Raw genomic sequence first — 7,658 nt, 5'->3', positions numbered from 1 at the left:
GGCCGGCGTCGGCTCGGCGGGCGGTGTCGGCTCCGCCGGTGGGGCCGGCTTTTCGACCGGGGCCTCGGGGAGCTGCACATCGGCGATCGAGCGCTTCGGCGCGTCGCGCGGAAGGGTGGCGTCGTCGCCGACGCCGGGCAGCCCGGTGGTGTCGATCCGCTCGACGGGCTCGGCAGGAGCCGACTTCGAGAACGTGATGCCCGATGACGTGGTGTAGCCGCCGGCGCGCTCGAGGGGTGTGGCGGTCTCGGGGGCCGACAGCCTGACGCGTCGCCGCCGGTAGCGCACCAACCCGACAACCAGCGCGGCCACCAGCAGGACGACGACGACCGCGATCGCGATCCACAGACCCTCTGTCACGCCGCCATTGTTTCAGACGCGATTTGTGCGCATTGTGTTGCGCTGAGTGGCTGTTGCCGGTGTCCAACGATGCAGATCATTGGCGTCTTGGGATAGGTGTACCCCGATGACGAAGTGATCATCAGATGACGCGATTTGGCTGTTGTAGCCCTGGACCGATCCGCCGCCGGAACCCTCGACCATCAACCGCGCCTGGGGATCGGTCAAATTGACCACCGGCCCTGCCTTGGGGCCACGTCGAGCCCGGTCGCGATCCCGGGTGCGTGCGGCTGAACCCCGGTGGTCGACCGCCCCGGTTGCCTGGTCCTGTTGGGCGCGTTGCAGCCCAGCTTGGGCCTTTCTGAGGTTCTTACGGATATCACGGCGCGCGTTGGCTTCTGCGGTCCCGCGCACGTTGATCAGCGGCGCCAGCCGCCGCTGTTCACGGGCAATCCTGGCCCGCCACAACCGAACCTGATCGATACCCGCCGGCGGGGTACCCGCCAGCGTTTCTCCGGATTCGACTCGCTGCAGATACTGCTCCTGGCGGGCCATATCAGCAGCGTCGGCCTCGGCATCGCGAGCGTCCTGACGCCGGATTTCTTCCATCGCCTTCTTGATCGCCGCCACCCGCCCTGCCCGACTTCCCAACGCGGCCGGCGGGCGCTGCTGGGGTTCGGCGGCGTCCTGGGCGTCCTCGGCGGCCGAACCCACACCCTCACATCCCAGTCAACGACACAGCTCATTTCGCAACGGCCACTGAGCGCTCCCAGACGTGCACAAACCGCTAATTGGTGGCGGCGACCAACTCCTGTCCGCGCATCCGCTGACTGATCACCTGGGTGATGCCGTCGTCGCGCATCGTGACGCCGTACAGCGCGTCGGCGACCTCCATCGTCGGCTTCTGGTGGGTGATGACGATGAGCTGCGACTGCGCCCGCAGTTGCTCGAACAGCCCGAGCAGCCGGCGCAGGTTCACGTCGTCGAGCGCGGCCTCGACTTCGTCCATCACATAGAACGGCGACGGCCGGGCGCGGAAGATCGCGACCAGCATCGCGACCGCGGTCAGCGACTTCTCACCGCCGGACAGCAGCGACAGCCGCTTGATCTTCTTGCCCGGCGGGCGGGCCTCGACCTCGATGCCGGTGGTCAGCATGTCGTCGGGGTTGGTGAGCAGCAGCCTGCCCTCGCCGCCGGGGAACAGCGCCGAAAACACCTGCTGGAACTCGCGTTCCACGTCGGTGTATGCCTCGGTGAACACCTGCAGGATGCGGTTGTCGACGTCGTCGATGACGTCGAGCAGGTCTTTGCGCGCCGCCTTGACGTCCTCGAGCTGGGTGGACAGGAAGTTGTAGCGTTCCTCCAGCGCGGCGAACTCCTCCAACGCCAACGGGTTCACCCGGCCCAGTTCGTTGAGCTCGCGTTCGGCCTTCTTCGCCCGCCGCTCCTGGGTGGGCCGGTCGAACGGCATCGGCGCGGGCGCGACGACCTGCTCGCCGCGTTCGCGGGCCTGCTCGTACTCGGCCATCTCCAGCTCCGACGGCGGCAACGGCACGTCGGGCCCGTACTCGGCGATGAGATCGGCGCTGGCCATGCCGAACTGTTCGAGGATCTGCTCCTCGAGCTGCTCGATGCGCAGGGCCGCTTGGGCTTTGGCGACTTCGTCGCGGTGCAGCGCGTCGGTCAAGGCGTTGATCTTCGCGGTCAGCTCATTGACCTCGTCGCGGGTCTTGGCCAACGCCGTCGACCGGTGCCGGCGTTCCTCGGCGACCGCGTCGCGCGCCCGCGACGCCACCGCGACCACGGAGCTGAGCCGTTGTGCGACAAGGCGCGCCGACTCCGCCACCGCCGCCGCCACCTTGGCGGCATGCGCCCGCGCTTCCCGAGCCCGCTGCGCACGCACCCGTGCCTCCCGCTCGGCAGCCGCCGCTCGTCGCAGCGAATCCGCTTTGCCCCGAACGGCATTGGCACGTTCTTCGGCGGTACGCACCGCGAGCCGCGCCTCGACCTCGACGGCCCGCGCCGCTTCGGCGGCCGCCATCGTCTCCTGCCGGTTGACCGGCTCTGCTTCGAACGTCGGCTCCTGCTGCGCGTTGTGCAGCCGCTGCTCGAGCTCGGCGAGCTCCTCGACGGTGCGCGATCGGTTGGCTTCCAGCTCGTCGCGCTGCTTGATCAGCCGCTGCCACTCGTCGTCGGCGGTGCGGGCGTCCTGGCCCAGTCGGCCCAGCTGCTCGTAGATCGCCGAGATCGCCGCGTCGGATTCGTTGAGCGCGGCCAGCGCCTGCTCGGCGGCGTCGCGGCGGGCCGCCTGTTCGGCCAGCGCACCGGCCAATGCCGCCGACAGCTCACCCGCCTGGTTCTCGGCCTCGGCCAGTTCGGCGCGGGCCTTGTCGACCTCCGAGGCGATCTCCAGCGTGCTGGGCTTGCGGTCGGAGCCGCCGCTGACCCAGCCGGGGCCGACGAGATCGCCGTCGGTGGTGACCGCACGAAGCTGCGGGCGGGAGCGGACCAGGTCGAGCGCGGCGTCCAGATCGGCCACGACCGCGACATCGGCCAGCATCGCGGTGATCGCGCCCCGCAGCCGCGCCGGCACCTCGACGAGCTCGATCGCCCACTGTGCATCGGGGGGCAGCGACCCGCCCTGCGGCGGGGTGTGGACATGCCAGTCGCTGAGTACGATCGCCGCGCGCCCGGCGTCGGATTCCTTGAGCGCGGCGACGGCGGCACGCGCGGCACCGGCGTTTTCGGCGGCGACGGCGTCGGCTGCACCGCCGAGCACCGCGGCCACCGCCGCCTCGTAGCCGTCGCGCACCTTGAGCAGGTTGGCGACGGACCCGAGAAGCCCTGCGTCACCGCGGTTCTTCTGCAGCCACGCCGCACCGTCCTTGCGCTCCAGTCCCACCGAGAGCGCTTCGATGCGCGCCCGCAACGACGCCACCTGCCGCTCGGCGCCGCGTTCGGCGGCCTGCAGTTCGGTGACCCGTTCGTCGGCGAGCCGCAGCGCGGCCACGGTGCGGTCGTGGTGTTCGTCCAGCCCGACCTCGCCGGCGTCGAGCTCGCCGACGCGGGCTTGCACGGTCTCGAACTCGGCCTGCGTCTGCTGGGCGCGCGCCGCCGCCTCCTCGATGCTGACGGTGAGCCGGGCGACGGTCTCGTCGATCGACTCCACCCGGGTGCGCATCGTGTCGACCTGGCCGGCCAGCCGTGCCACGCCCTCGCGACGGTCGGCCTCGGCGCGCGCGGCGGCCATGTGGGCCCGTTCGGCCTCGGCGGCCACCCGCTCCCGCTCGGCGAGTTCGCTGCGCGCCGCCTCCAGCGTGGCCCGTGACTCCTCCAACTCCTCGAGCAGCCGGCGTTCCTCGGCGGCGACCTGCTCGGCCTCGGCCTCCAGCGCGTCGGGGTCGGGGCCGGTGGACGCTTCGGGCTCGATGTCGAGATGCTGCGCGCGCTCGCTGGCGATCCGCACGGTCGCGCTCACCCGTTCGGCCAGCGCCGACAGCGAAAACCAGGCCTGCTGGGCGGCCTCGGCACGTTCGGACAGGCTGTTGACCGCCGATTCATGGCCGGCCAGCTCGGCGCTCTTGGCCTCCAGCAGCGCGGTCAGCTCGTCGTGCTCGCGGCGCAGCGTGGCCTCGGCCTGGTTGGTGTTCTCGAACTCGGCGCGGCGGGTGACCAGGTCGTCGGCGGCCAGCCGCAGCCGGGCATCGCGCAGGTCGGCCTGGATGGTCTGGGCGCGACGGGCCATCTCGGCCTGCCTGCCCAGCGGTTTGAGCTGGCGGCGCAACTCGGTGGTCAGGTCGGTCAACCGGGCCAGGTTGGCCGCCATCGCGTCGAGCTTGCGGACCGCCTTCTCCTTGCGCTTGCGGTGCTTGAGCACCCCGGCGGCCTCTTCGATGAACGCGCGGCGGTCCTCCGGGCGCGATTCGAGGATCTCGGCGAGCTTGCCCTGCCCGACGATCACGTGCATCTCGCGGCCGATGCCCGAGTCCGACAGCAGCTCCTGCACATCCATCAGGCGGCAGCTGCTGCCGTTGATCTCGTATTCGCTTCCGCCGTCGCGGAACATCCGCCGGGTGATCGAGACCTCGGAGTACTCGATCGGCAGCGAGTTGTCGGAGTTGTCGATCGTCACGGTCACCTCGGCACGGCCGAGTGGCGGACGCGAGGATGTGCCGGCGAAGATGACGTCTTCCATCTTTCCGCCGCGCAACGTCTTGGCGCCCTGTTCGCCCATCACCCAGGTGAGCGCGTCGACCACGTTGGACTTGCCCGAGCCGTTCGGGCCGACGACGCAGGTGATGCCCGGTTCGAAACGCAGAGTCGTGGGCGAAGCAAAGGACTTGAAGCCCTTGAGCGTCAGACTCTTGAGGTGCACGACGTGAAACCCTACCGCCGCGGGGGCTATCGCTCCGTGAAGCCTTCGAGCGAGTCGCGAACTTCCGACCAGTCGGCGACAACTTTGTCCACCCGACCGGGGGTGGAACCGCTTTGCAGCAGCTCAAGCAGCTTTTCGCAGGCCTCCCGCGGGCCCTGGGCGACCACCTGGACACGGCCGTCGGGCTTGTTCGCCGCGTACCCGGTCAGGCCGAGCTCCAGGGCGCGGGCGCGGGTCCACCACCGGAACCCGACGCCCTGCACGTGCCCGTGCACCCAAGCCGTCAGGCGTACCTCAGCTAACTCCTGCATCATGAACCTCAAAAGTCACTTTGGTCCCGGATTTCAGCGTACGACCGACGGTGCAGACTTGGTCGATCGCGCGTTCGACCACCGTGAGCACCCGCGCCCGCTCGTCGTCGGAAAGCCCGGACAGGTCGAGCTCCATGCGTTCCTCGAGCAGGGGATATCGCTCCTGATCGCGGTCGGCCGCGCCCGACACCCGGATCGTCGTCTTGTAGTCGTCGCCCAGGCGGCGGCGCAGCGGCGCGTCGCTGGCCATGCCGCTGCAGGCCGCCAGCGCGATCTTGAGCAGCTCGCCGGGGGTGAAGACGCCGTCGACGTCCTCGTTGCCGACGAGCACCTGCGCGCCGCGTGAGCTGCGCCCGACGTATTCGCGCACACCGGTGCGCTCCACCCACAGTTCGGTCATGCCTGCCATCTTCGCCGAAAGGGACGCTTTGGCGGAAAATTGCGAGTCAAACCCGCCATATCGTCGGTCTCGGCGCCGAGAATGAATTAGGGACGCCGCACCCGCGGACGCGGCTGGCATCTCGGACAGTAGAACGACGACCGGTTCATGAACTTCTCCCGCCGCATCACCGCGCCACACCGCCGGCACGGCTCCCCCTCGCGGCCGTAGGCGTCCAGCGACCGATCGAAGTAGCCGGACTCCCCGTTGACGTTGACATACAACGCATCGAACGACGTGCCACCCTGCTCCAGCGCCTCGGCCATCACCTCGGCGGCCGCGTCGAGCACCTCGCCGAGCTGCCGGCGGGTCAGCGCCGACGCCAACCGTGCGCCGTGCACCTGCGCGCGCCACAGCGCCTCGTCGGCGTAGATATTGCCGATGCCCGACACCACCGTCTGATCCAGCAGCTGACGCTTGATCTCGGAGTGCTTGCGCCGCAACACCGTAACGACGCCGTCGCGGTCGAACATCGGGTCCAGCGGATCACGGGCGAGGTGCGCGACAGGAAGCGGGACGTCGCTGCCGTCGACGGTGACCGTCTCGGTGAGCAACCACCCGCCGAACGTGCGCTGGTCGACGAAGCTCAGCGCGGTGCCGTCGTCGAGAAGCGCCGCGATGCGCAGGTGCCGTTCGTTGGGCACCGCCCCCAGCAGCATCTGCCCACTCATCCCCAGATGCACCACCAGCGCCGACCCGTCGTCCAACGTCAGCCACATGTACTTGCCGCGCCGGCCGGTGCCGACGATGCGCGAACCGAGCAGCCGAGCCGTCAGATCGGCGGGACCTGCCTCGTGCCGACGCACCGCGCGCGGATGATGGACGCGCACCGCGGTGACCGTCTTGTCGACGACGTGTGCAGCCAATCCACGCCGGACGACCTCGACCTCGGGAAGCTCAGGCATCTACATCGGATGCGGCGGTCAACGCATTCCACGTCGCCGCAGCCGCTTTGAGCTCGGCCTCCTTCTTCGTGCGGCCGACGCCCTTTCCGTACTCGGTCTCGGCGACGATCACCGTCGCGGTGAATTCCTTGTCGTGGTCCGGGCCCGTCGACGTCACTACATAGGCCGGCGCCCCCAGCCCCCGCTCCGCGGTCAGCTCCTGCAGGCTGCTCTTCCAGTCCAGGCCTGCGCCCAATGTCGGTGCGGTGTCCAGCAATTCGCCGAATAATCGCAGGATGACCTCGCGGGCGGTCTCGATGCCGTGCTCGACATAGATTGCGCCGAGCAGAGATTCGACGCCGTCCGCCAGGATGCTCGCCTTGTTCGCACCCCCGGAGTTCTCCTCGCCCTTACCCAGCAGCAGGTAGCTGCCCAACCCGCTGTCGGAGAGCCGGCGGCCGACGTCGGCCAGCGCCTGGGTGTTGACGATGCTGGCGCGCAGCTTGGCCAGATCGCCCTCGGAGCGGTCGGGATGACGGTGGTAGAGCTCCTCGGTGATGGTCAACCCGAGCACCGCGTCGCCGAGGAACTCCAGCCGTTCGTTGGTGGGCAGCCCGCCGTGCTCGTATGAGTAGCTGCGGTGCGTCAACGCCATCGTGAGCAGATCGTCGGGCAACTTCACGCCCAGCGCCTCCAGCAGCGGCTCGCGGTCAGTCACATCCGTCCTCGTCCAACATGCCTGCGAGCTTGGCCCACCGCGGGTCGATCTGCTCGTGGTGATGTCCCGGTTCGGCGGTCGCCAACGCCACGCCGCAGTGCGGGCACAGGCCCTGGCACTCGGGACCACACAGCGGCGCGAACGGCAGCGCCAATCCGACCGCGTCGATGATCGGCTGCTCGAGGTTGATGGTGTCGGCTCCGCCGGCAGTGCTGACCCGCGCGACCTCGTCGGCCTCGGTGGTCTCGTCGGTGGCGCTGTCCGGATAGGCGAACAGCTCGGTGAGCTCGATCTCCACGCTTCCCGTGACGGGGGTCAGGCAGCGCGCGCATTCGCCCGAGGTCGGAGCCGACACCCTGCCGGTGACCAGCACCCCCTCGGAGACGGATTCGATCCGGAGGTCCAATTCCAGCGGCGCACCTTCGTCGATCGCGATCAGTTCGAGCCCGATCCGGGACGGCCCGACCACGGTCTCGCAAAGCGTCAGCATGGAGCCGGGCCGCCGGCCGAGCCGGGAGACGTCGATGACAAGCGGGGTTCGCGACTGTCGGTGCGCCGCCGCGTTCGCATGCGTCGCCATAGTTCAATCCTA

Annotated in this window: 7 protein-coding genes and 1 pseudogene; all 8 read right to left on the bottom strand. The window is 69.4% G+C overall.

Annotated features, from left to right (window positions below; translation table 11 throughout):
* Nucleotides 1-360 (bottom strand): annotated as a pseudogene (locus MELE44368_RS14260) (signal recognition particle-docking protein FtsY); the annotation flags it as partial.
* Between the two features lie 12 nt (nt 361-372).
* Nucleotides 373-969, bottom strand: a complete 597-nt coding sequence (locus MELE44368_RS14255) for a hypothetical protein (RefSeq protein ID WP_128109084.1) — start codon at nt 967-969, stop codon at nt 373-375.
* A 157-nt stretch (nt 970-1,126) separates the two neighbouring features.
* Entirely contained in the window at nt 1,127-4,714 is a 3,588-nt protein-coding gene (gene smc / locus MELE44368_RS14250) for a chromosome segregation protein SMC (protein ID WP_128109083.1), read from the bottom strand.
* 26 nt (nt 4,715-4,740) lie between these two features.
* On the bottom strand, nt 4,741-5,025 hold the full coding sequence (locus MELE44368_RS14245) for an acylphosphatase (RefSeq protein WP_128109082.1): 285 nt from the start codon (nt 5,023-5,025) through the stop codon (nt 4,741-4,743).
* Nucleotides 5,009-5,425 carry an OsmC family protein gene (locus tag MELE44368_RS14240; protein WP_128109081.1) on the bottom strand — a complete coding sequence of 139 codons (417 nt, stop codon included), beginning with the start codon at nt 5,423-5,425 and terminating at the stop codon, nt 5,009-5,011. Before MELE44368_RS14240 ends, MELE44368_RS14245 begins: the two co-directional genes overlap by 17 nt.
* Nucleotides 5,426-5,511: 86 nt before the next feature.
* The gene (gene mutM, locus MELE44368_RS14235) at nt 5,512-6,369 is read right to left on the bottom strand and encodes a DNA-formamidopyrimidine glycosylase (protein ID WP_128109080.1); all 858 of its coding nucleotides are present in this window, start codon (nt 6,367-6,369) and stop codon (nt 5,512-5,514) included.
* Nucleotides 6,362-7,066 (bottom strand): ribonuclease III, encoded by a 705-nt coding sequence (gene rnc, locus MELE44368_RS14230; protein ID WP_128109079.1) that lies wholly within the window; start codon nt 7,064-7,066, stop codon nt 6,362-6,364. The genes mutM and rnc overlap by 8 nt, the downstream gene beginning before the upstream one ends.
* Nucleotides 7,059-7,646, bottom strand: coding sequence for a YceD family protein (locus tag MELE44368_RS14225; RefSeq protein WP_128109078.1), 588 nt, complete (start codon nt 7,644-7,646; stop codon nt 7,059-7,061). The genes rnc and MELE44368_RS14225 overlap by 8 nt, the downstream gene beginning before the upstream one ends.
* Nucleotides 7,647-7,658 lie beyond the last annotated feature (12 nt).

The organism is Mycolicibacterium elephantis DSM 44368 (genome assembly GCF_004014805.1).
Lineage (GTDB): Bacteria > Actinomycetota > Actinomycetes > Mycobacteriales > Mycobacteriaceae > Mycobacterium > Mycobacterium elephantis.
Note: the sequence above shows the minus strand (reverse complement) of the source record. Positions and strands in the feature narration are given on the sequence as shown.

What these genes read in the sequence shown, in the direction of transcription:
- MELE44368_RS14225 (WP_128109078.1), bottom strand. Translation starts at nt 7,646, where the DNA reads ATGGCGACGCATGCGAACGCGGCGGCGCACCGACAGTCGCGAACCCCG.
- mutM (WP_128109080.1), bottom strand. Translation starts at nt 6,369, where the DNA reads ATGCCTGAGCTTCCCGAGGTCGAGGTCGTCCGGCGTGGATTGGCTGCA.
- MELE44368_RS14240 (WP_128109081.1), bottom strand. Translation starts at nt 5,425, where the DNA reads ATGACCGAACTGTGGGTGGAGCGCACCGGTGTGCGCGAATACGTCGGG.
- MELE44368_RS14245 (WP_128109082.1), bottom strand. Translation starts at nt 5,025, where the DNA reads ATGCAGGAGTTAGCTGAGGTACGCCTGACGGCTTGGGTGCACGGGCAC.